This is a genomic window from Psychrobacillus soli, assembly GCF_006861775.1.
Classification (GTDB): Bacteria; Bacillota; Bacilli; order Bacillales_A; family Planococcaceae; genus Psychrobacillus; species Psychrobacillus soli.
In genome coordinates this window covers 115,119-135,036 of record NZ_VDGG01000001.1, presented here as the reverse complement: position 1 = coordinate 135,036, position 19,918 = coordinate 115,119, and the positions used below count along the sequence as shown (strand labels likewise).

Here is a 19,918-nt window from a genome sequence, read left to right as displayed (position 1 = left end):
TTTAATTTATACTATGAGAACTGGTTGCTTTCGCTAGGGAACTAGTTGCTCCCATGGTTAATTTGGTTGCTTATCTCCTTGAACTGGTTGCCCTCATGAGTGAATTGGTCGCCCATCGCCATTTTGTAACTAATAAAAGAAAATAATTCCACCTCGCACCTTCGAGGAGCTATATCAGGAAGAGTTTAATTTATACTATGAGAACTGGTTGCTTTCGCTAGGGAACTAGTTGCTCCCATGGTTAATTTGGTTGCTTATCTCCTTGAACTGGTTGCCCTCATGAGTGAATTGGTCGCCCATCGCCATTTTGTAACTAATAAAAGAAAATAATTCCACCTCATTCCTTCGAGGAGCTATATCAGGAAGAGTTTACTTTATACCATGAGAACTGGTTGCTTTCACGTATAAACTAGTTGCTCTATCGGTTAATTTGGTTGCTTATCTCCTTGAACTGGTTGCTCTTAGAAGTAAACTGGTTGCTCTTCTTCATTAATTTCTAGTAAATTTGTAATTTCTTACATTTTAAATTGTTCCGAAAATAGAGCCATTTTCTAAAACAGATTTTAAGTGTTTTAGAGGGTGGCTTCTTTTTATTTTATTAGAATGTTTGTTTTTCGAAGTTTTTGGGCAAGACTGGGACGAAATAAAAATGTTTTACAGTTTACTTGTAAAGGAGGAGTTTTATTTTGAAGTTTAGAACATTTTTGTTCATTGTGCTAATAGCATTCTCAACGAACACAGTAACACAAGCCGCGGATCTTCCTATAGGCATAGGCACAAGTGGAGGCGTTTTCGATGCTTCCTATAGCTTTCCGGAAGAAGATGAATTGCCTTTCCAATATGCTTTAGATTTGGGATTAGTCAATTATCCACCAGTGGAACTAGTGGAAGAGCCTAAAGGCTATAAGGTCATGGACGGGGATAATTTGTTTCGAATTGCTTTGAAACATAATATTCCATTAGAGTCGTTGATTGAGTGGAATGATTTAAAGGGAGATATTATACATCCTGGTGATGAATTGATTGTGAGCGCTGGTAGTGTGGAAGCAGAGACCGTACATCAGAAGCCAGATAGGAAGGTGGCGGCCGTATCCACCCCAATTGTAACATCGCCACCGATTGAAGAACCGGTGGTGAAGGAAGAAAAAGTAGAAGTGGTAGAAGCACAAGTAGCGAATGAATTAACAGTAACAGCAACCGCTTATACTGCATATTGTACAGGATGTTCCGGGACGACAGCGTATGGAATTGACTTACGTTCCAATCCAAATCAAAAAGTGATTGCCGTAGATCCAAAAATTATTCCACTTGGCACAAAAGTATGGGTGGAAGGTTATGGAGAGGCAATTGCCGGTGATACAGGTGGGGCTATTAAAGGACATAAAATCGATGTATTCATTCCTTCTTACGATAGTGCGATGGAATGGGGAGTCAAAAAGGTGAAACTTAAAGTACTCAATTAATAAGGAAATCCTATGCAAAGCGCTTTGCATAGGATTTTTTATATGAAAAATGGTATTGAGAATAGTTTAATAATAGTGCATAATGATAAAACTGATAAGTAGTTTAGGGGATGTGCTGTATGTCTATTAATACACAAGTTAAAGTGAACTCAAAGCAACAACAAAAACAACTAGAAAATAGAGGTTGTTTATTAGTGAAATGTCCAGATAAACCAGGGATTGTATCTGTTCTATCAACATTTTTACATAATCACGGATCAAATATTATTGAATCAAGCCAATATTCAAGCGACCCGGAAAACGGAATCTTTTTTATTCGGATCGAGTACCACAGAGAAAATTTACTAATCGAGAAGGAAAATATGGAAAATGACTTTCGTGATATTGCGGCCGCTCATGATATGGAGTATGACTTTTCCTACCGAAATGATCGAAAGCGTTCTGCGATATTTGTTTCAAAGGAAACACACTGCTTGATGGAGCTTTTGTGGGAATGGCAAAATGGTGATCTTGATACGGATATCGTCGTTGTTATTAGTAATCACGAAGATGCTCGTCCAATCGTAGAGTCATTAGGAATTCCTTTTCATTACATACCGGCAAATAAAGATATTCGGAAACAGGTGGAGGAAGAACAAATCGGCTTGATGGACAAGTATGAAGTCGACTTATTAATTTTAGCAAGATATATGCAAATTTTGACTCCAGACTTTGTTCGCCACTTTGAGAGTCGAATCATTAATATTCACCATTCCTTTTTGCCTGCGTTTATAGGTGCAGGACCATATGAGCGTGCATATGAACGTGGGGTGAAATTAATCGGAGCGACTTCACATTATGTGACGAATAATCTAGACGAAGGACCAATTATTGAGCAGGATGTGGAACGAGTAGACCATCGGGATGATGTCATTAATTTAAAGAAAATTGGCCGCCAAATTGAGCGACGGGTACTTGCAAAAGCAGTGAAATGGCATTTAGAGAATCGCATAATTGTGGAAGGGAATAAAACAATTGTGTTTCATTGATAATAAATAGATCCAGGTTTGAGACGATCGTTATTCGTTTCTAACCTGGATTTTTTTGTGGAAAAATGTGAGGGGACCCTAACCTTCACAAAACCTCAACAATTTTTACTGAACATTATTAACTCCTCCATACTTCCTTAATGTTTGTTTCGTAACATAAGCCTTGTAAGCAAACCAAAACAAACACAAACAAATGGAGGTTTTTATCAATGTCTTTTAAGCGTGTCTGGAAGAAAAGTTTAATCGGTGTACTAGCAGTTTCTATTTTAGCGGCTTGTTCAGATAGTTCGGCAAAATCAACTGTAAATGGCAACGATTTATCGGTAGATGAGATTATAACAAAAGCGAAAGAGGAAGGTACGGTAAATTCAGTAGGTATGCCAGATACTTGGGCGAACTGGGTGGAAACTTGGGAAGAGCTTGGGACTGAGTACAACTTGAAACACTCAGATACAGATATGTCGAGTGCAGAAGAACTTGCAAAGTTTGAAGCCGAGAAGGAAGATGCAACGGCTGATATCGGAGACGTTGGTATTGCGTTTGGACCGATTGCGAAAGACAAAGATTTAACATTAGCTTATAAAACTTCATACTGGGATGATATTCCGGATTGGGCAAAAGATGATGAAGGCCACTGGATTGTTGGATATACAGGAACAATGTCCTTTTTAACAGATACAAATAATGTGAAAAACCCACCTAAATCTTGGGACGATATTAAAAACGGTGATTTTAATGTAAGTATTGGAGATGCACTTACTGCAAACCAAGCACAGTTTGCTATTTTAGCAGCTGCTATGGCTTATGGTGGGGATGAGAAAAACCTACAACCGGGAATCGATTTCTTCGCAGAGCTTGCAAAACAAGGTCGTCTACAAGGTGACGCAACAGTAGCAAACTTGGAAAAAGGCGAAATTGATGTAGCGATTATGTGGGATTTCAACTCGTTAGGATACCGTAATCAAATTGATGAATCACGTTTTGAAGTAGTCATTCCAGCAGAAGGTTCTGTTATTTCTGGATATGCAACTGTTATTAATAAATACGCAAAAAATCCACATGCTGCGATGTTAGCACGTGAATATATTTTATCGGATGCTGGACAAGAAAATCTAGCAAAAGGATATGCTCGTCCTATTCGTGAAAACGTAGAGCTTTCAGCAGAAGTAGAAGCATTATTATTACCAGCGGAAATGTATGCAAATGCAAAACCAGTTGGCGATCAAAAAGCTTGGGAAGAAACAACGAAACAAATTCCACAAATGTACCAAGAACAGGTGTTAATCCATGTCAAATAATGGTGTAGTTCTTATCGTGGTAGATGCACTTAGATACGATACTGCATGTACACATATGGGATTTATGCAACATTTAGTGGAAAGAGGTGCTGCTGCTCGCTACGAAGTGCGCTCGGAAGTACCATCATTATCCCGCCCACTATATGAGACGATTTTAACGGGGACACCACCAATTATTCATGGTGTTACAAGTAATGCAACGGTACGTTTATCCAATCAAACAAGCTTATTCCATTTAGTAAAAGAGAGCGGAAAAACAACCGCTGCTGCTGCTTACTATTGGGTAAGTGAACTGTATAATCGAGCTCCTTTTAATCATTTTGCGGATCGTATTCAATTGGAGACAGATTTCCCGATTGAAAATGGCTTATTCTATTTTGAAGATCATTATCCAGATAGTCATTTATTCGCCGAAGCAGCTTGGCTAATGAATGAAAAACAGCCTGACTTTTTATATATTCACCCAATGAATGTGGATGATGATGGACATAAGTTTACGGCAGATTCCAAGGAATATCGAAATCGTGTATTAGCGGTAGATGCGATTCTTTCGTTGTTCATCCCTAATTGTTTGGCGCAAGGATACGATGTAGTTGTCACTGCAGATCACGGCATGACAAGCGATGGGAATCATGGAGGTAATACGATAGAAGATCGACATGTTCCGATGTTTGTATTGTCGAGGCAAGTGAAGCAGGGTATTAAAGAAGGTATTGTTTCCCAGTTACAAGTAGCACCTTTAGTGTGTCAATTATTAGAGATAGAGCCTTCGGAAGAAATGGTTCCTCTTCTTCTGAACGGTGTACGTACAAAAAAAGAGGCCTAGTGCCTCTTTTCTTACTTTTAAAAAGGAAGTAGTGATTTTGTTGACTTCTAAAAAGCAATTGTTCGTCTGGATATTGCCGTTTTTAGTGCTCGTCACGTTATTTTTCATCGTACCATTGTTATATATGGTCATTTCAAGTTTTAGTAATGGTGATGGCTTTACGCTCGGTCATTATCAAGAGGTTTTGACGAGTAGCTATATTTTACAAGGATTTAAAAATAGTATTACATTATCTGCTGTTTCGGCTATTATTGCGTTAATTGTAACGTTATTTGCAGTGTATGCGATGATGCGTTTTTCAGAGCCGGTGCGTGAGCGTATTTTAATGGTTTCGAATTTGACATCGAATTTCTCCGGTATACCATTGGCGTTTGCTTTTATCGTCTTGTTAGGGAACAGTGGTTTGTTTACATTGCTATTTGAAAAATGGGGAATCGATTCGTTATCCTCGTTCTCTTTATATAGTTGGGGTGGATTACTCCTTGTGTATATTTACTTCCAGTTACCTCTTTCCTTGATGCTTTTGTATCCAATATACTACGGTATCCAACAGCAATGGAAGGATGCTGCTGCGTTACTTGGAGCATCGACATTTCAGTTTTGGAGAAAAATCGGAGTTCCTATTATGCTTCCAGGAATTGTTGGGACATTTAGTGTGCTTTTTGCGAATGCAATGGGAGCATATGCATCCGCCTACGCACTGACAGGCAGTAATTATAATTTAGTCGCTATTCGAATTGGTGCGTTACTCTCTGGTGATATTTTTGCACAGCCAGAGCTAGCAAGTGCGATTGCAGTAATACTCGGTGTAACGATGATTATCGCCATGTTATTAAGTGAGTGGAGTATTAAGAAAACAAGGAGGAATTTATAGTGAGAAAGAAAGGTTTCGCAGATTTGTTTTTTGTCTTCCTTCTATTATATTTATTCCTCCCAATTTTAGCGACAATGCTTTATGCGTTTGCAACTAATTGGAACAAAACGGTGTTACCAGAAGGGCTAACGTTTAAATGGATTGCTACGTTATTTCAGGACAGTAGCTTTATAGAAGCGTTTGGACGATCGGTGTTACTTTCTGGAGGTGCGGTATTACTTGCTTTATTGTTCATCGTTCCTGCAATTTTTGTCATCGTACTTTATTTTCCAAAGTATGAGAAATGGATTCAAGCAGCAGTTGTGATGGTCTATGCATTTCCTGGTGTAATACTAGCGGTCGGGTTAATCCGCGCATATGCCCATATTGGAGTGCCGATGATATTAGCAGTACTCGGGGTATATGTGATTAGTATATTGCCTTACATTTATCAAGGTACTCGTAATAGTTTGCGCAGTGTGAATGGAAAGCAGTTATTGGATGCTGCTGAGTTATTAGGTGCATCTAAAGCTCAAGCTTTTACAAAGGTGTTACTACCCGCTGTATATCCGGGTCTGTTTGCTGGTGCGCTATTGTCATTTTCCGTGTTGTTCGGCGAATTTGTTTTGATCAATTTAGTAGTAGGTTCACGGTTTGAGACGGTTCAAATTTATTTGATGAAAAAGTTAAGTACGAGCGGTCATATTGCGAGTAGCGTGGTGTTTGTTTATTTAGTATTAATGGGTATTTTAACATTTATCATATCCATGTTAACGAAACGATCAAAAGGGGCGGCAAAAGCATGAGTTATGTTGTAATAGAAGGTCTTCATAAAACATATGGCACGAATGCGGTGTTGTCCAATATTGATATGGCGATCGAAGAAGGCGAGTTTGTAACGTTGCTCGGTCCAAGTGGTTGCGGGAAAAGTACCATTTTACGTATAGTCGCTGGTTTAACCGGTGCGACTTCAGGTGTCGTGAAAATCGAAGGAAAAAATATGAACGATATCCAACCGAAAAATCGGGAAGTAGGAATGGTGTTTCAGTCTTACGCATTATTTCCGAATATGACGGTAAAAGAAAATGTCGCATTCGGGTTAAAAATGAAAAAAATGAACGCGATTGAAATAGAGCAAAAAGTAAAAGAAGTGTTAGCGCTCGTGCATTTATCCGATAAAGAGCATGCGTTTCCACATGAATTATCTGGGGGACAGCAGCAACGGGTTGCACTTGCAAGAGCATTGATCGTACGTCCAAAAGTTTTGCTTTTAGATGAACCTCTAAGTGCACTAGATGCGCAAATTCGTAAAAAGTTGCAAGCAGATTTGCGTTCTATTCAGACAGAGCTTGGCATGACGATGGTTTTAGTTACACATGACCAAGAAGAAGCGATGGCGGTCTCTGATAAAATATTCGTAATGAATAAAGGAGAAATTGCGCAAGAAGGTTCTCCAACAGAGATTTATACGAAACCAGCAAGTGAATTCGTAGCGAATTTCATCGGGCATTATAATGTATTTACGAAGAAAGAATTGGAGCAAATGATCGGTGGCAAATTACCTGGTGAACGGGAAAAGTTCGCGATTCGTCCAGAGGCAATCCATTTGAAAGCAAATGCGGGAGATTTACGTTTCACAGGTATTGCGAAAGAAGCTGTGATGAGTGGAAATGTCATTCGAACTGTTTTTGAAGTAGGAGAACGTACTTTTTCCGTGGAGCAATTACACGATAGGCAAGCTTCGGTAGTACTTGGCAATACGTATGAGTGCTATGTGTCACAAGAAGATGTGGTTGCGTTAATATGACCTATTCCAAATTAGAACGTTTTGAACATATTTTAAGTAAGTTAGAGTTCGATCGAAAAATTGTTGTCTCCGTTATTGCGGAAGAATTAAATGTTGCACCAGAAACGATTCGTCGTGATTTTGATGAGTTAGAAGAACAGCATTTATTGACAAGGGTGCATGGTGGTGCCGTGAAGTTCATCAACTTACGAAAAGAGCAGGAGTATTTACGGAAGATGGATATGCAAAAAGAGGCGAAACGTGAAATTGCACGTGTTGCAGCAATGCGTATAAAGGATGGAGATACAATTGCAGTAGATGTGGGGACGACCACTGTTCATATTGCGGACTTTCTCGTGGAAGTGAATAATGTAACGGTCGTGACAAATTCCATTTCTGCAGCGATAAGGTTCAATGTAGCTTTGGAAGAAAAAAGAATGACTGGAAAAGTAATTTTACTTGGAGGGACGACAAACCCTAAACAATCTTCTGTATCTGGAGCGATGACATTGGAATGGCTAAGTCGCATGAATTTGGATAAAGCATTTTTATCTTGCGGGGGAATCGATGAAGGAATTGTCTATGATTACGATTTGGATGAATCGCTTGTTTCTGCAAAAATGATGGAAAATAGCTGTTTCCGCATATTATTAGCGGACGATTCAAAATTAGAACAAAAGTCTTTTTACACGATTTGTTCGTTAAATGAGCTAACAGAAATCATTTGTAACGAAGCATGTCCAGAAAAGTGGATGGCATTTGAAGGGAAATGGATAGTGGCAGATGGAGGTAAGTGTAAATGAAAATGGATTATCATGTACATTTGGAAGAAGGTCCATACTCGCATCAATGGTTGGAGAGAACTTCTCAAGCAATAGCTTCTTTTGATTCATCAGATGGACTAAAAAAAGGCTCGAAGGAATATATAACTTGGCAAATAAATGCGTTGAAAAATAGATTAGATCAAGGTTGTTATAGTGAAGAGTGGTTAGATTTTTACTTGATGCGCGCGAAACAGCTCGGATTGAAGGAAGTCGGTATTGTTGATCATTTGTATCGTTTTCACGAGACAAAAGCGTATTTTGAAAAAAATATGATTTTGGATGATACGGACTTAGGAAAGATGCAACGTTATTGGTTAGATAGCGTTATGACGGAAAATATGCATGATTTTGTAGATACTATTTTGCGAGCGAAAGAGAAATGGCATCGTGAAGGCGTCGAGTTAAAATTAGGCATCGAAGCAGATTATTTTGTTGGATGTGAAACGGAGCTTACGGAGCTTTTAAGCGCCTATCCATGGGATTATGTGATTGGTTCTGTTCATTTTGTTGATGGCTGGGGATTCGATAATCCTCAAACCGTTGATAAATTTGAAGGTATGGATTTGAAAGTATTGTATGAGCAATTTTTTAGGACAGTGGAAAAAGCAATTCGCTCGGAGTTGTTTGATTTTGTAGCGCATTTAGACAATTTGAAAGTATTCAATTTTCAAGTGAATGATATGGAATTTAGGGTGACTTGGTATAAACGAATTGCGGATGCGCTTGTTTCGACTAGGACTGCAACGGAAGTGAATGCTGGGCTTTATTATCGTTATCCAGTGAAGGAAATGTGCCCTGGACCTGATTTTGTGAAGGTTTTAGTGGAGAGCGGAGTGGAATTTACAGTATCCTCGGATTCCCATTACCCAGATGATTTAGGGAAATTTACGGTTGTGAATGCAGATATGCTGAAGTGTTTAGGAGTACAAAAGCTTGTTGGATTCGATCAGCGGATAAAAAAATATTATACATTGTAAGAAAATAGAATAACTAAAAGAAAACCTCTTCCGTAACAAGGAAGAGGTTATTTTAAAAATGAATTGTTTTTTTTGCTCGAATATCTCCAAGAAAGAACTTTCCGTATGGAATTATTTTTTGAATAACAACGGAAGCGAGAATTGGAACGGCTAAACCTAATGTTGTAAATCCTATTAATCCATATTGGAAATAATCGTTCATAATGATATCTGTAAAAATATGCAAATACATAATAGCGATCGAGTGTTTCTCCACTTTCGCCAACCATTCTAGCGATAGAATTGTTGTAAGCCTTTGGAAAACGCCGAGAATGACAATAATAAAGGCCACTGGAATTACTAAATCGAGCACCAAATGGTCATAGCGTAAAAACTTCATACTCAGATGATAATCGATCAATCCTACATAATCTGCAGCAACTGCACCAAATATTACTACGAGAGCACCAAATAACCAGGGAAGCTTTATATTCATCCAAATAGATTTGGCATAATAACCAAGGGAAAAATAGACGATTGCCATTAACACTACATCTAAATTCCATAACATCGGAATCGTTTGAGCAGCTTCAGCTGGGGCCCCACTTATAACATGCATGGCAAAAATACTTTCTAAATGGGCTACTAAATAGAAAATAACAAGTAGTGTGATTTGTTTCAAACGACTTAAATATTTGGTCATCCAAATGAACAATAAGTAGGTAAAAAATAACGTCGTTACAAACCAAAAAACTCCGTAAGCTCCTCGTGCAAAACGACCTGCAATAACTAGCTTCCATAAATCTTGGAAGTACCATGATAATTCAAAGTTTCCTAATGCTAGTTCCATGCTATAACGAACTGCTGTAATAATAAATAGGAAAAACAAATATGGCACCATTAGTTGCATAAATCTTTTCTTAATAGTTATTTTAGTGTTTTGATTATCTTTTATTTCTTTAAAAAAAATGCCACTTAACAAGAAAAAAGCCGGCATATGAAACCAGTAAATATATTTGATGAATGGAAAATTAAGTTCTCCAGGATAATGACCAATTACTACAAGTATCATCAAAAATCCTTTCGTTACATCCACCCATGTTAATCTTTTTTGCGACATACAATTTCCTCCAACACATCATTCTACGTTTTATTTAACCTATAATAAGGGAATATAAACGTATAGTATGTTTCATTTCGATTACATTTTGATTAAATTCCATTTTTATGATGAGACTAACAATGAAAAAGCGAGTTTTAATAACTGTAAAAGCACTTAACAAAACCTGCCAAATTACTCTGGTGAATTAACTGATAAAATATGATAAGGAGGGTTCGATATATAAAAAAGGGGTATAATTGAATTAAGTAATTTATGAGAGTGTCGAAAGGAGGATTTTTATGATAGAAAATTTTCAATATGAAAAAGAAATTTTTGGAGGCTTGCCTCATAATATAATACAATTTAGTTTCTCTTTTCAAGACAACACATTCAAAGGGCATTACAAAGATGGAGAAATTAATTGGTTTCATCCAAAACCTGAGCGGCTTGTAGAAGATACGCTTCCTCATGAGATAGAGGAGGAAGTACTGAAGAAAATAGAACAAGAGCTAGGAATATTTATACTAATGGATAATTTTCAAGTGGAAAGAATCTTCGAAGGTTTGCCTCACGAGGTCATTGAATTTAGTTTCAATATGGATGATAGGACCTTCAAAGGTCATTTTAAGGATGGAGAAATTAGTTGGTTTGATCCAAAACCTAGCCATCACACGGAAGAAATCCTTTCGGATGAAGTGGAAGCTGCAGTGTTAAAAAAACTTGGACCATATTTATCTTAAGACAGCCTATGTGCTGTCTTTCTTTCTATTATTGAATTATTAAATAGACATATGTATCAACTGTAACTATAATAAAAAATAGTGATTGAAATTTGTTTTCAGATATATACATGAGTACATAATCTGTAAAGATGAAAAGTAACATTACCTTCCTCCGCTTGCTTATTTTAGGCAGGCTTCTTCTAAATCCACTAAATCTATCAGAAAGAACTTTTAACTTACGAAAGCACTAGTTGCTGCATACAATTGAAGGGAACTTAGCGCAATGCATAAGGCTTTAGCTCATAACAAAATGCAAAAGCGCAAAACTCTCTGAATAGTTATTTTATAAATAAACTATAAGAATGCCACTATTTTTGTGCGTTCTAACTTATAGGTTCTTTTTGTTGTATAAATTATTATTTATTAACCTAAACTTACCTCTGAAAGACGCTTCCTATTTATAGGAATTTTTACTAGTACTTTTCATGCGAAAAGGAGAACTTTCAGGTTATTAAAATGTATTTATGTTATCAGAAAATACCGTTTTCAATCTACTATATAGACTAAAAAATGAGATAAAACTATTTCATTTTACGATTGGAGGAAATGCCGTGCATTTGTTACCGCGCGAACAAGAAAAATTATTAATCGTCGTTGCAGCAGACTTAGCAAGACGCCGAAAAGAAAGAGGCTTAAAGCTGAATCATCCGGAAGCAGTATCACTCATTACGTACGAAATATTAGAGGGTGCTCGTGATGGAAAAACGGTAGCTGAACTAATGGCTTATGGTGCCACTATATTATCAGCGGAAGATGTGATGGACGGTGTTCCGGAGATGATCGACGATGTACAAGTGGAGGCCACATTCCCAGATGGCGTAAAGCTTGTTACTGTACATTCACCAATTCGTTAAGAAGGAGGATTTCGACATGATACCTGGAGAATATGTTTTAAAAGAGGAAGACATTGTTTGTAATGAAGGAAAAGAAACGAAAATAATATCAGTTGTAAATAATGGAGATCGACCTATACAAGTTGGTTCGCATTTTCACTTCTTTGAGATTAACAGTTGGATTGAATTTAATCGAAAAGAGGCTTTTGGTTTTCGTTTGAATATCCCAGCAGGTTCGGCTGTTCGCTTTGAACCAGGTGATCCAAAAGAAATAGAACTTGTTGCTTTTGGTGGAGAAAGACGCGTTTACGGATTGAATAATAAAACTGAAGGATCATTAGATCGGGGGTAATACGATGAGTTTCAAAATGACAAGACAACAGTATGCTTCTATGTACGGTCCAACAACTGGGGATGCTGTTCGTCTAGCGGATACTGAACTTTTTATCGAAATTGAGAAAGACTACACAACTTATGGTGAAGAAGTTGTGTTCGGTGGAGGTAAAGTAATTCGTGATGGAATGGGGAGTCATCCACTTGCAACACGTGATGAAAATATTCCAGATTTAGTAATTACGAATGTTATTGTTTTAGATTATACAGGAATTTACAAAGCAGACGTCGCGGTTCGTGATGGTAAAATCGTCGCGATAGGAAAAGCGGGAAATCCATTATTAATGGATAATGTAGATATCGTGATCGGTGCATCTACAGAAATAATCGCCGGTGAACATAAAATTTTGACAGCTGGTGGTATTGATACACATGTGCATTTTATCAACCCGGCACAAATTGAAACGGCGCTGACAGCTGGACTTACGACATTAATCGGAGGAGGAACTGGTCCTGCTGAAGGTTCAAAAGCAACGACGGTAACTCCAGGTGAATGGCATATGCATCGTATGCTAGAAGCAGCAGAAGATATGCCGATCAATGTTGGTTTCTTAGGGAAAGGTCATGCGGCAACAGAAGAACCACTTGCTGAGCAAATTCGCGCTGGTGCAATTGGTTTGAAAGTACATGAAGATTGGGGTGCAACTTACTCTTCCATCGACATGTCGTTAAAAGTTGCGGACGAATACGATGTTCAAGTCGCGATTCATACGGATACATTAAACGAAGGTGGATTTGTTGAAAATACAGTGTCTGCGTTCAAAGATCGAGTGATTCACACGTTCCATACGGAAGGAGCGGGTGGTGGACATGCCCCTGATATTATTAAAGTAGCGAGTCAGATGAATGTTCTACCTGCATCTACTAATCCTACCCTTCCTTTTACTGTAAACACTATAGACGAGCATTTAGACATGTTAATGGTTTGCCATCATTTAAGCCCTGATATTCCGGAAGATGTAGCTTTTGCAGATTCCCGTATTCGTGCGGAAACAATTGCTGCTGAAGATATTCTACAAGACTTAGGAGTTTTTAGTATAACTAGTTCGGACTCTCAAGCTATGGGACGTATTGGAGAAGTGCTAATTCGTACATGGCAAACAGCGGATAAAATGAAAAAACAACGCGGAAAGCTTGAAGGGGACGAAGGAATCGGCGACAACAATCGTGTGAAACGATATGTTGCAAAATATACGATTAACCCTGCAATCGCACACGGAATTTCTGAATACGTAGGATCGATTGAAGTAGGGAAATTCGCAGATTTAGTTTTGTGGGAACCGAGATTTTTTGGTGTAAAACCAAGCATGATTCTTAAAGGTGGAATTGCGGTACAAAGCTTAATGGGAGATGCGAATGCTTCTATTCCAACTCCACAGCCTATTCTCTATCGTCCTATGTACGGAACGATGGGAAGAGCGAAATATAAAGCATCGATTACATTTGTTTCGACTGCAGCATATGAAGCTGGTGTGCACGAAAAACTTTGCTTACAAAAAACAGTTCTTCCTGTACGTGGTATTCGTAATTTAACGAAAAAAGATATGAAACTAAATGGAGAGACGCCGGAAATCGACGTAGATCCAGAAACATATGAAGTACGTGTAAACGGAGAGCTTCTAACATGTGATCCAGTGGATACAGTTCCAATGGGGCAACGATATTTCTTATTCTGAGGTGACGAAATGATAATTGAAGAAGTAGTAACACATATTGATCAAATAGATCCAAAAATTTTGGAAAGTACACATAAAGAAAAAATATATTTGGAAAGTAGTGACCTTGTAAAGCGTATTCAAAGAGTCACAACTGACCATGGCAAAGAAATCGGAATTCGCTTAAAGGAAGCAAAAGATTTGCAAGCTGGTGACGTGCTGTACATGGACGAGAAAAATATGATTATCATTGAAGTTTTTCCGGATGATTTATTAATTATCTCGCCCCGAAGCATGCATGAAATGGGGACAATCGCCCATCAATTAGGGAATAGACATTTACCTGCTCAGTTTGAAGAAGACCAAATGCTCGTTCAATATGATTATTTGGTAGAGGAGTTATTAGAACAGCTTGAAATTCCTTTCTCGCGTGAGAAACGAAAAGTGAAGCAAGCCTTCCGCCATATCGGACATAGTCATGACTAATTACTTGTTGTCTTTGTTTCAATTATGCGACTCTAATTTGCCGACCGGGGGATTTAGTCATTCGTTCGGCTTGGAGACGTATATTCAAGAAAACAAAGTACATGATAAATCGAGTTTTTCTAAATGGCTCAAAATGTACTTAGATGAGCAACTAGTCTATTCGGATGGGCTTGCTAGTAGACTTGTTTACGAGGCATTGGCGACGGATGATTTGGAGAAAATATGGGAATTGGACCGACGTATTACGGTTCAAAACTTAGCTCGTGAAACGCGGGAAGGCACAAACAAAATGGGAGAGAGAATGCTCACTTTAGGCTTAGATTTATATCCAAGCCCTCTCCTGCAAACTTATAGGCAACGTGTAACAGAAGGAGTGTCATTTGCACACCCTGCCATTGTATTCTCCATCATCGCTTTTCAGTTGGAAGTCCCACAAAATTTGGGGATTTCAGCGTTTCTTTATTCCTCTATTTCAGGTTTAGTTCAAAATGCAGTTCGTGGCATACCATTAGGTCAAACGGCCGGACAACAATTATTAAGAGAGTTTCAAACATATATCGAGGAAGCCACGAATAAGATAGCGCTTCTTGACGAAGACGATTTTGGGGCTGTGGCGCCAGGATTAGAAATATCGCAGATGAAACATGAGCGTGTGAATATTCGCATATTCATGTCTTAATGAAGGGAAGATTATTTAAAAATGGAACCAATTAAAATAGGAATAGGTGGCCCAGTAGGTGCTGGGAAAACAATGTTAGTAGAAAAATTAACTCGCCATATGGCAGATGAAATCAGTATGGCTGCTATTACGAACGATATTTATACAAAAGAAGATGCAAAGTTTTTAATGACAAATGGTATTCTTCCAGAAGATCGTATTATTGGGGTTGAAACAGGAGGGTGTCCGCATACTGCTATTCGTGAGGATACATCGATGAACTCCGCTGCAATTGAAGATTTGAAAAAGCGTCACCCTGATTTAGACTTAATCTTTGTCGAAAGTGGTGGAGATAACTTAGCAGCAACATTTAGTCCTGAGCTTGTTGATTTCTCCATTTATATTATTGATGTTGCGCAAGGAGAAAAAATTCCTCGTAAAGGTGGACAAGGGATGATTAAATCTGATTTGTTCATTATCAATAAGACTGATCTTGCTCCATATGTAGGTGCAAACTTAGACGTGATGGCTTCGGATACAAGAGTGTTTCGAGGAAACAAACCATTCATTTTTACAAATCTTAAAGACAATACAGGTTTAGAAGAAGTAATGGATTGGATTCGTAAAAATGCGTTACTTTCAGGATTGAAATAAGATGGAAAACTGGACGGGGATTCTACAACTTGTGATGGAGAAAAAGAAAGAAAAAACTGTCACAAAAACGGTGTACTTCCAAGGTGCATTGAAGGTACTTCGCCCGAACTATCTGGATAATACGGGACAGGCGTGTTTTTTTATCGTAAATCCTGGTGGTGGTTATGTCGGTGGTGACCGTTATCGAATAGAAGTGACGCTGGAAGAGCAGGCAGAGTTAATATTAACTACTCAATCTGCCACGAAAGTATATCGAACGCCAACTGCACCAGTACTACAGGAAACGGAATTTATATTAAAAAAGGGTAGTGTCCTCGAATACATTCCAGATCCTCTCATTGCTTATCGGGACGCAAGGTATAACCAAAACACAGTAATTAGAATGGAAAGAGGATCCACACTTGTTTATACGGATATATTAACGCCAGGCTGGTCTCCAGATGGAAAGTGGTTTAAGTATGAACAACTTCGCTTGAAAAATGAAATATATATGGAAGACCAATTGATTGCTTTCGATCATTTAAATTTACAACCTAGTGATTCACAAGTAGAGGATATAGGGTTTATGGAAAACTTTACGCATTTAGGTTCCATGATTGTAGTGGACGTGCGATGTACAACTAGTTTTCTTAATCAATTGTACGAAGAGTTGGAAAGTCAAATCGGGGATTGTAAAATAGGTATGTCCATGCTTCATGAGTCAGGATTTACGATTCGGATTCTTGCTTCTTCCACGCAACAAATTGAAGAATTACTAGCATTATGTACTTCCTTTATTCGCAGGGAATGGTTTTCTAAAAAACCTTTATCATTAAGAAAGTATTAAACTATTACTAATAGATCGATTAAAGGAGTGATGACTCCTTTGATCGATCTTTTTTCATTGCTTAGAAAATTGTAAAATAATGGATCAGGGCGACCAATCGTTCATTGAAAACAATCAATTCTATTCGGAAAGCAACCATTTTAGCACGAGAGCAACCAAGTTACCGATGAAAGCAACCAACTCCTAAAACAGCACTTACGCATTTTTTCTTTCGCTTGAATTGAATCATTCTTTTTTGGTGAAGATAGAACAGAGTATTTAATAAGGAGTGAAACGATTATGTTACAACTAGAAACAGATTTAGAAGGAAAGCAAGCGTACTTTGGACAATTAAAAAGTAGCATCCAACGTTTGGGGTATAGTATCGGAGGGAACTGGGATTATCATAAAGGAAGCTTCGATAATGTTTTATGGCGTGAAGCAGGAGAGACCATCTATTTAAGGCTTCCATTCGAAGTACTTGAAGGTGACTTAGACCATCAAGAAGCATATATAAGATTTCAAACTCCTTATGTTATTAAGCACGTCGTAAACGTTGGCTTAGATAGGGATGAAAATGCATTATTAACTTCTAGCGGGTTCAATCAGTTCCAAGAACCTCTCGACAAAGACGGTAAAATTGAGGATAAAAATAGATGGGTGCATGCTGGAGAACAGGCAGTACAAGAAATTGTACGTTTCGTGCACTAATGAAAGTAAAATCATTTCGCCATTTCGCGAAGTGATTTTTTTTGGCTTAAGGGCTGTCTACTTACATTCCTGCTACTATTTCTTTATAATAGAAGCAAACAGATAAGTACTTGAAAGGATAGCGACTAATGATATATGAACGTATGATTAATTCGGAACAGGAGACAGAACAGCTTGCTCAGCAACTTGCCGAACTTTTAGCGTCCAGTGATGTGCTTACGCTAGAAGGAGATTTAGGGGCGGGGAAGACAACGTTCACCAAAAGTATAGCTAAAGGTCTTGGAATTACACGGAATGTGAATAGCCCGACGTTTACTATTTTAAAGCAATATGAGGGCAGACTGCCTTTAAACCATTTAGATGTATATCGCTTAGCAGATAGCGATGAGGATTTAGGGTGGGACGAGTTGTTTTACGGAGAGGCAGTGAGTATTATCGAGTGGGCTCATTTGATAAACGAAGATTTGCCACCGGAGCGTTTAGCAATCCAAATTCACCGGTTAGAAGATGATAAGCGAAAATTTACGTTTACCCCGTTTGGAAAACGATATGAACGATTATGTGAGGAGCTTTTTGAATGATTTGGTTAGGAATAGATACATCCCATACTCCGCTTGCTGTAGCTGTTGTAAAGGATGACCAAGTACTTGCAGAATTTAAGTCGTCCCTTAAAATTACGCATTCCATTGGAGCAATGCCTACAATTGAAGCGTTATTAAAAAAAGCAGATATTAAGCCTAGTGACATAGATGCGATTGCTGTGGCGAAAGGACCGGGTTCTTATACAGGTGTTCGAATTGGTGTAACAATAGGAAAAACACTTGCATGGACGCTGAACGTACCGATTGTTTCGGTATCAAGTTTGCAAGTGTTAGCCGGGAATGCAGCCTATTTCCCTGGAATTGTTTGCGCGATTATGGATGCAAGACGTGGCAATGTATTCGCAGGAATTTATACGAATGGGGAAGTAGTGAAAGAGGCACATATGTCGCTTCTAGAATTGTTAAAAACAGTGGAAGAAATGGGACAACCGGTTTTATTCGTCGGGATGGACGTTAACATACATTGGGAACAAATAAAAGAAGTGCTTGGTGATAAAGTCGAGCGTGCCAATGCAGCATTCTCGTTACCAAGTGCCGCTGTTCTAATCGAACTTGCTAAAAAGCAACAACCAACAGAAGCGCACACGACCGTGCCCGAATACTTACGCATAACAGAAGCAGAGGCAAACTGGATGAAAGAGCAGAAGAAAAATGATAACTAATCAAACCATTACGTATCGAAAAATGACATTGGAAGATATAGATCAAATACTTTTAATAGAAGAAGAAGCTTTTGCAACACCTTGGACAAGAGAAGCATTTGAGCATGAAATGACGACGAATTTGTATTCGCACTATATTGTGGCAGAGACAGAAACGAAAGAAATCGTTGGTTACTGTGGCATGTGGATTGTCATGGATGAAAGTCATATAACAAATGTGGCCGTTTCAGAGCGTATGCGCGGACTGAAAATTGGCGAAGGCTTAATGCGTGAAGCGATTCGTGTAGTGTTAGAACAAGATGTTGTCCTAATGACGCTAGAAGTACGTGTGACGAATGATATAGCCAAAAACTTGTATTATAAACTAGGTTTCCAAGATGGTGGCATACGAAAAAATTATTATACAGATACACAAGAGGATGCTCTTGTCATGTGGGTGGAGTTCAAATGATAAAAGATCAATATATATTAGGAATAGAAACGAGCTGTGATGAAACGGCTGCTTCCATCGTAAAAAATGGACATGAAATCATTTCCAATGTAGTCGCTTCCCAAATCGAAAGCCATAAGCGCTTCGGTGGAGTTGTACCTGAAATTGCGTCCAGACATCATGTGGAGCAAATTACGATTGTTATCGAAGAAGCGTTGAAGCAAGCAAATATGATACCGAAGGATTTAGATGCTGTTGCAGTTACAGAAGGACCAGGACTTGTAGGTGCGCTATTAATCGGCATAAATGCCGCAAAAGCTTTTGCATTTGCAAACAGCCTTCCATTAGTTGGAGTGCATCATATTGCTGGCCATATTTATGCAAATGCACTTGTGCAACCGATGGAGTTTCCGCTATTGGCACTAGTCGTATCGGGGGGGCACACCGAATTAGTATTAATGAAAGCAGACGGTCAGTTCGAACTAATCGGAGAAACACGCGATGACGCGGCTGGCGAAGCGTACGATAAAGTAGCTCGAGTATTAAACTTGCCGTATCCAGGTGGGCCACATATTGACCGACTTGCTAATGAGAGTGACGGAGCTGTGCCTTTTCCTAGAGCATGGTTGGAAGAAGGATCTTACGACTTTAGCTTTAGTGGCCTGAAATCTGCCGTGATTAACTATCAACATAATGCAGAGCAACGAGGAGAAGAGATTAATCCTAATCATTTAGCAGCAGGTTTCCAAGAAAGTGTTATTGAAGTATTAACGGCAAAAACACTACGTGCAGCAAGAGAATTTAACGTGAAACAAGTAATCGCAGCAGGTGGAGTTGCTGCGAATAAAGGACTACGAAAATCACTCGAAGAAACATTCGAAAAAGAAAATATTCCATTTTACGTGCCTACGATTTCATTATGTACAGATAATGCAGCAATGATTGCTGCGGCAGGAAATTCTAAGTTTTCTGCAGGAAAAACAAGTGATATGTCGATGAATGGTCGACCAGGAATGGAATTAAATAGTTGGAACTAACGGAAATCCTCTTTTCTTCGACAAGAAAAGGGGATTTTTTAACAGGTATATTTCAACTTGTCAATAGGGAACAT

At 38.5% G+C, this 19,918-nt stretch carries 23 protein-coding genes; 22 read left to right on the top strand and 1 reads right to left on the bottom strand.

Features of this window, described 5'->3' with window-relative positions; all coding sequences use genetic code 11:
* Window positions 1-686: 686 nt before the first annotated feature.
* From FG383_RS00575 to FG383_RS00535, 9 genes are all read left to right on the top strand, one after another.
* Entirely contained in the window at window positions 687-1,463 is a 777-nt protein-coding gene (locus tag FG383_RS00575; RefSeq protein WP_246096771.1) for a 3D domain-containing protein, read from the top strand.
* Window positions 1,464-1,573: 110 nt separating this feature from the next.
* A complete protein-coding gene (purU, locus tag FG383_RS00570) occupies window positions 1,574-2,491 on the top strand; it encodes a formyltetrahydrofolate deformylase (RefSeq protein ID WP_425467606.1) in 918 nt (305 codons plus the stop codon).
* A 209-nt stretch (window positions 2,492-2,700) separates the two neighbouring features.
* A complete protein-coding gene (locus FG383_RS00565) occupies window positions 2,701-3,789 on the top strand; it encodes an ABC transporter substrate-binding protein (protein ID WP_142604895.1) in 1,089 nt (362 codons plus the stop codon).
* Window positions 3,779-4,615 carry an alkaline phosphatase family protein gene (locus tag FG383_RS00560; RefSeq protein WP_142604894.1) on the top strand — a complete coding sequence of 279 codons (837 nt, stop codon included), beginning with the start codon at window positions 3,779-3,781 and terminating at the stop codon, window positions 4,613-4,615. Before FG383_RS00565 ends, FG383_RS00560 begins: the two co-directional genes overlap by 11 nt.
* A 31-nt stretch (window positions 4,616-4,646) precedes the next feature.
* The gene (locus tag FG383_RS00555) at window positions 4,647-5,489 is read left to right on the top strand and encodes an ABC transporter permease (protein WP_185907799.1); all 843 of its coding nucleotides are present in this window, start codon (window positions 4,647-4,649) and stop codon (window positions 5,487-5,489) included.
* A complete protein-coding gene (locus FG383_RS00550; RefSeq protein ID WP_142604893.1) occupies window positions 5,489-6,274 on the top strand; it encodes an ABC transporter permease in 786 nt (261 codons plus the stop codon). The genes FG383_RS00555 and FG383_RS00550 overlap by 1 nt, the downstream gene beginning before the upstream one ends.
* Window positions 6,271-7,275, top strand: a complete 1,005-nt coding sequence (locus tag FG383_RS00545; RefSeq protein WP_142604892.1) for an ABC transporter ATP-binding protein — start codon at window positions 6,271-6,273, stop codon at window positions 7,273-7,275. Before FG383_RS00550 ends, FG383_RS00545 begins: the two co-directional genes overlap by 4 nt.
* Entirely contained in the window at window positions 7,272-8,057 is a 786-nt protein-coding gene (locus FG383_RS00540; protein ID WP_142604891.1) for a DeoR/GlpR family DNA-binding transcription regulator, read from the top strand. Before FG383_RS00545 ends, FG383_RS00540 begins: the two co-directional genes overlap by 4 nt.
* Window positions 8,054-9,055 (top strand): histidinol phosphate phosphatase domain-containing protein, encoded by a 1,002-nt coding sequence (locus tag FG383_RS00535; protein WP_142604890.1) that lies wholly within the window; start codon window positions 8,054-8,056, stop codon window positions 9,053-9,055. Before FG383_RS00540 ends, FG383_RS00535 begins: the two co-directional genes overlap by 4 nt.
* A gap of 52 nt (window positions 9,056-9,107) precedes the next feature.
* Here FG383_RS00535 and FG383_RS00530 read toward each other — a convergent pair whose 3' ends face one another.
* Window positions 9,108-10,154, bottom strand: a complete 1,047-nt coding sequence (locus FG383_RS00530; protein WP_142604889.1) for an acyltransferase family protein — start codon at window positions 10,152-10,154, stop codon at window positions 9,108-9,110.
* Between the two features lie 281 nt (window positions 10,155-10,435).
* On the opposite strand from FG383_RS00530, the gene FG383_RS00525 reads away from it, so the two are divergent.
* The 13 genes from FG383_RS00525 to tsaD all read left to right on the top strand — a co-directional run bounded on the left by FG383_RS00525 (window position 10,436) and on the right by tsaD (window position 19,844).
* On the top strand, window positions 10,436-10,876 hold the full coding sequence (locus FG383_RS00525) for a hypothetical protein (protein ID WP_142604888.1): 441 nt from the start codon (window positions 10,436-10,438) through the stop codon (window positions 10,874-10,876).
* A gap of 593 nt (window positions 10,877-11,469) precedes the next feature.
* The gene (locus FG383_RS00520) at window positions 11,470-11,772 is read left to right on the top strand and encodes an urease subunit gamma (protein ID WP_142539785.1); all 303 of its coding nucleotides are present in this window, start codon (window positions 11,470-11,472) and stop codon (window positions 11,770-11,772) included.
* 16 nt (window positions 11,773-11,788) lie between these two features.
* Window positions 11,789-12,103 (top strand): urease subunit beta, encoded by a 315-nt coding sequence (locus tag FG383_RS00515; protein ID WP_142604887.1) that lies wholly within the window; start codon window positions 11,789-11,791, stop codon window positions 12,101-12,103.
* Window positions 12,104-12,107: 4 nt separating this feature from the next.
* Window positions 12,108-13,820 carry an urease subunit alpha gene (gene ureC / locus FG383_RS00510; RefSeq protein ID WP_142604886.1) on the top strand — a complete coding sequence of 571 codons (1,713 nt, stop codon included), beginning with the start codon at window positions 12,108-12,110 and terminating at the stop codon, window positions 13,818-13,820.
* Between the two features lie 9 nt (window positions 13,821-13,829).
* The gene (ureE, locus tag FG383_RS00505; protein WP_142604885.1) at window positions 13,830-14,285 is read left to right on the top strand and encodes an urease accessory protein UreE; all 456 of its coding nucleotides are present in this window, start codon (window positions 13,830-13,832) and stop codon (window positions 14,283-14,285) included.
* Window positions 14,278-14,964 (top strand): urease accessory protein UreF, encoded by a 687-nt coding sequence (locus FG383_RS00500; RefSeq protein WP_142604884.1) that lies wholly within the window; start codon window positions 14,278-14,280, stop codon window positions 14,962-14,964. Before ureE ends, FG383_RS00500 begins: the two co-directional genes overlap by 8 nt.
* 21 nt (window positions 14,965-14,985) lie before the next feature.
* Window positions 14,986-15,597 (top strand): urease accessory protein UreG, encoded by a 612-nt coding sequence (gene ureG / locus FG383_RS00495; protein ID WP_142604883.1) that lies wholly within the window; start codon window positions 14,986-14,988, stop codon window positions 15,595-15,597.
* 1 nt (window position 15,598) lies between these two features.
* Window positions 15,599-16,423 carry an urease accessory protein UreD gene (locus FG383_RS00490; protein ID WP_142604882.1) on the top strand — a complete coding sequence of 275 codons (825 nt, stop codon included), beginning with the start codon at window positions 15,599-15,601 and terminating at the stop codon, window positions 16,421-16,423.
* A 279-nt stretch (window positions 16,424-16,702) separates the two neighbouring features.
* On the top strand, window positions 16,703-17,113 hold the full coding sequence (locus FG383_RS00485; protein ID WP_142604881.1) for a YugN family protein: 411 nt from the start codon (window positions 16,703-16,705) through the stop codon (window positions 17,111-17,113).
* 128 nt (window positions 17,114-17,241) lie between these two features.
* Window positions 17,242-17,694: a tRNA (adenosine(37)-N6)-threonylcarbamoyltransferase complex ATPase subunit type 1 TsaE gene (gene tsaE / locus FG383_RS00480; RefSeq protein WP_142604880.1), complete on the top strand. Its 453-nt coding sequence runs from the start codon at window positions 17,242-17,244 to the stop codon at window positions 17,692-17,694.
* Window positions 17,691-18,377, top strand: coding sequence for a tRNA (adenosine(37)-N6)-threonylcarbamoyltransferase complex dimerization subunit type 1 TsaB (tsaB, locus tag FG383_RS00475; protein ID WP_142604879.1), 687 nt, complete (start codon window positions 17,691-17,693; stop codon window positions 18,375-18,377). Before tsaE ends, tsaB begins: the two co-directional genes overlap by 4 nt.
* Entirely contained in the window at window positions 18,367-18,828 is a 462-nt protein-coding gene (rimI, locus tag FG383_RS00470) for a ribosomal protein S18-alanine N-acetyltransferase (protein ID WP_142604878.1), read from the top strand. The genes tsaB and rimI overlap by 11 nt, the downstream gene beginning before the upstream one ends.
* Window positions 18,825-19,844 carry a tRNA (adenosine(37)-N6)-threonylcarbamoyltransferase complex transferase subunit TsaD gene (gene tsaD / locus FG383_RS00465; RefSeq protein ID WP_142604877.1) on the top strand — a complete coding sequence of 340 codons (1,020 nt, stop codon included), beginning with the start codon at window positions 18,825-18,827 and terminating at the stop codon, window positions 19,842-19,844. The genes rimI and tsaD overlap by 4 nt, the downstream gene beginning before the upstream one ends.
* Window positions 19,845-19,918 lie beyond the last annotated feature (74 nt).

Bases quoted from the DNA above. Each gene is read 5' to 3' on its own strand.
- FG383_RS00530 (WP_142604889.1), bottom strand. From the start codon at position 10,154: ATGTCGCAAAAAAGATTAACATGGGTGGATGTAACGAAAGGATTTTTG.
- rimI (WP_142604878.1), top strand. From the start codon at position 18,367: ATGATAACTAATCAAACCATTACGTATCGAAAAATGACATTGGAAGAT.
- FG383_RS00490 (WP_142604882.1), top strand. From the start codon at position 15,599: ATGGAAAACTGGACGGGGATTCTACAACTTGTGATGGAGAAAAAGAAA.
- tsaD (WP_142604877.1), top strand. From the start codon at position 18,825: ATGATAAAAGATCAATATATATTAGGAATAGAAACGAGCTGTGATGAA.
- ureG (WP_142604883.1), top strand. From the start codon at position 14,986: ATGGAACCAATTAAAATAGGAATAGGTGGCCCAGTAGGTGCTGGGAAA.
- FG383_RS00540 (WP_142604891.1), top strand. From the start codon at position 7,272: ATGACCTATTCCAAATTAGAACGTTTTGAACATATTTTAAGTAAGTTA.
- FG383_RS00565 (WP_142604895.1), top strand. From the start codon at position 2,701: ATGTCTTTTAAGCGTGTCTGGAAGAAAAGTTTAATCGGTGTACTAGCA.
- ureE (WP_142604885.1), top strand. From the start codon at position 13,830: ATGATAATTGAAGAAGTAGTAACACATATTGATCAAATAGATCCAAAA.
- tsaB (WP_142604879.1), top strand. From the start codon at position 17,691: ATGATTTGGTTAGGAATAGATACATCCCATACTCCGCTTGCTGTAGCT.
- purU (WP_425467606.1), top strand. From the start codon at position 1,574: ATGTGCTGTATGTCTATTAATACACAAGTTAAAGTGAACTCAAAGCAA.
- FG383_RS00545 (WP_142604892.1), top strand. From the start codon at position 6,271: ATGAGTTATGTTGTAATAGAAGGTCTTCATAAAACATATGGCACGAAT.
- FG383_RS00515 (WP_142604887.1), top strand. From the start codon at position 11,789: ATGATACCTGGAGAATATGTTTTAAAAGAGGAAGACATTGTTTGTAAT.
- ureC (WP_142604886.1), top strand. From the start codon at position 12,108: ATGAGTTTCAAAATGACAAGACAACAGTATGCTTCTATGTACGGTCCA.
- FG383_RS00535 (WP_142604890.1), top strand. From the start codon at position 8,054: ATGAAAATGGATTATCATGTACATTTGGAAGAAGGTCCATACTCGCAT.
- FG383_RS00500 (WP_142604884.1), top strand. From the start codon at position 14,278: ATGACTAATTACTTGTTGTCTTTGTTTCAATTATGCGACTCTAATTTG.
- FG383_RS00485 (WP_142604881.1), top strand. From the start codon at position 16,703: ATGTTACAACTAGAAACAGATTTAGAAGGAAAGCAAGCGTACTTTGGA.
- FG383_RS00525 (WP_142604888.1), top strand. From the start codon at position 10,436: ATGATAGAAAATTTTCAATATGAAAAAGAAATTTTTGGAGGCTTGCCT.
- FG383_RS00560 (WP_142604894.1), top strand. From the start codon at position 3,779: ATGTCAAATAATGGTGTAGTTCTTATCGTGGTAGATGCACTTAGATAC.
- tsaE (WP_142604880.1), top strand. From the start codon at position 17,242: ATGATATATGAACGTATGATTAATTCGGAACAGGAGACAGAACAGCTT.